Below are 1395 nucleotides of genomic sequence, written 5' to 3'. Positions count from 1 at the left end.
AGGGATTTGGGTTTTGAAACAGAACATATAAATTTCTTTTGCAATTCCATTTGAACCAATTCAGGAAGTGATGAAAGTGCATATTCAACACCGCCACCTTTCACTCCTTTTAATGGCTGAGATTGCCATTTTTCTTTTCTAGCCAATCTATTTACATTACTAGGGTGTTTTGATAGCCCTCCAATTCCAGCTAGTTCTTTTGCACTAAACCATAATTTCATGACTTTCATTCCTTATTCAGTCTAAGTATCTGCTAGGCCATATATCTTTAGGTTCCTTCCCTAGAGCGTCAGCAATAATTCGTTCTCCTTTTGGGTAGCGTTTATCAAAAGCATTTCTCAAGGTCGTTTTTGCCAATCCATGCTGAATCCCTAATTGAGCCAGTGAAATCCCTTTCTTAATCAATTCAGCTCTAATGTCAGCTCTATGCATATCATTAGATCTTCCCTTTTCTTTCATTTTGTGCGATCCTTAAAAGTTAGTTGTTTGACTACTTGATTAAGTACTTAATCACCTACGATTTGAAATATATACCAAATCATTTTCTTAATCAATAGGTGATTTAATAAAATTTTTAAAATCTTTTAGATTTGATTTTAAATCATTGATTTTATTTAACTTAATCATTTAAATCTTTTTAAATTGTTTTGATTAAGAAAGGCGTTTTATGAAATCATCAGATAAGGTTTGGTTTAGTGCCAAAGAATTAGAAGGCTTGAACGGATTGCCAGCCCACGCAACCAACATTACAAGAAAGGCAAAAAATGAAAAGTGGATATCAAGAGAAGCCAAGGGGGTTAAGGGAGGTGGATTTGAATATCACATATCAAGCTTACCAAAGCCAACTCAATTATCTTTAGGGTTAAAAGACGGTATGCAAGCAATAAAAAGTCATTTCCGTAATGAAGCAGAGAAACATGCAATAAAAGAAAAAGGTTTTGCCGACTTTAATCAGGTTAATCCTGATTATTATGAACCGATTGACGACTTTAGAGGCGTTAGAGTTTCAGCTGGGTTAGGTTTAGAAAATGAAGAGCAATATGAATCAACATATGTTATGGTTGAAAGCTCTTGGTTTCAAAGAACCGGCAATAAATCTAAATATTGCGCGATGTTTACCGTAAGAGGTGAAAGCATGGAGCCAACACTAAAAGATGGCGAAGAAATCATTGTGGACCGCTCAAAACGTGAATTATTAGAAGGTAAAATATTTATACTGAATCATTCAGGCTCAATGTTGGTGAAGAAAGTACAATTTACTTATAATGGTGTAGAGCTTATCAGTGATAATCCAGCATATCGCCCATTAAAACTAAACTTTGAAGAAGCCAATAACTTGATTGTGATAGGGCAAGTCGTGCGTGGCTATCGTGACTTCTAATATGTTGCCGACAT

Annotated in this window: 3 protein-coding genes; 1 reads left to right on the top strand and 2 read right to left on the bottom strand. The window is 35.0% G+C overall.

Features of this window, described 5'->3' with window-relative positions:
* Both HMPREF1052_RS06070 and HMPREF1052_RS06065 read right to left on the bottom strand, forming a co-directional pair.
* A partial coding sequence (locus HMPREF1052_RS06070; RefSeq protein ID WP_005760702.1) for a DNA-binding protein occupies positions 1-221 on the bottom strand: 221 nt, incomplete at its 3' end.
* Between the two features lie 16 nt (positions 222-237).
* On the bottom strand, positions 238-459 hold the full coding sequence (locus HMPREF1052_RS06065; RefSeq protein ID WP_005760704.1) for a helix-turn-helix domain-containing protein: 222 nt from the start codon (positions 457-459) through the stop codon (positions 238-240).
* Positions 460-667: 208 nt separating this feature from the next.
* Here HMPREF1052_RS06065 and HMPREF1052_RS06060 point away from each other — a divergent pair, with 208 nt between their 5' ends.
* Positions 668-1381: a helix-turn-helix domain-containing protein gene (locus HMPREF1052_RS06060; RefSeq protein WP_005760703.1), complete on the top strand. Its 714-nt coding sequence runs from the start codon at positions 668-670 to the stop codon at positions 1379-1381.
* Positions 1382-1395: the final 14 nt, after the last annotated feature.

Source organism: Pasteurella bettyae CCUG 2042, assembly GCF_000262245.1.
In the GTDB taxonomy this organism is placed as follows: domain Bacteria; phylum Pseudomonadota; class Gammaproteobacteria; order Enterobacterales; family Pasteurellaceae; genus Basfia; species Basfia bettyae.
Note: the sequence above shows the minus strand (reverse complement) of the source record. Positions and strands in the feature narration are given on the sequence as shown.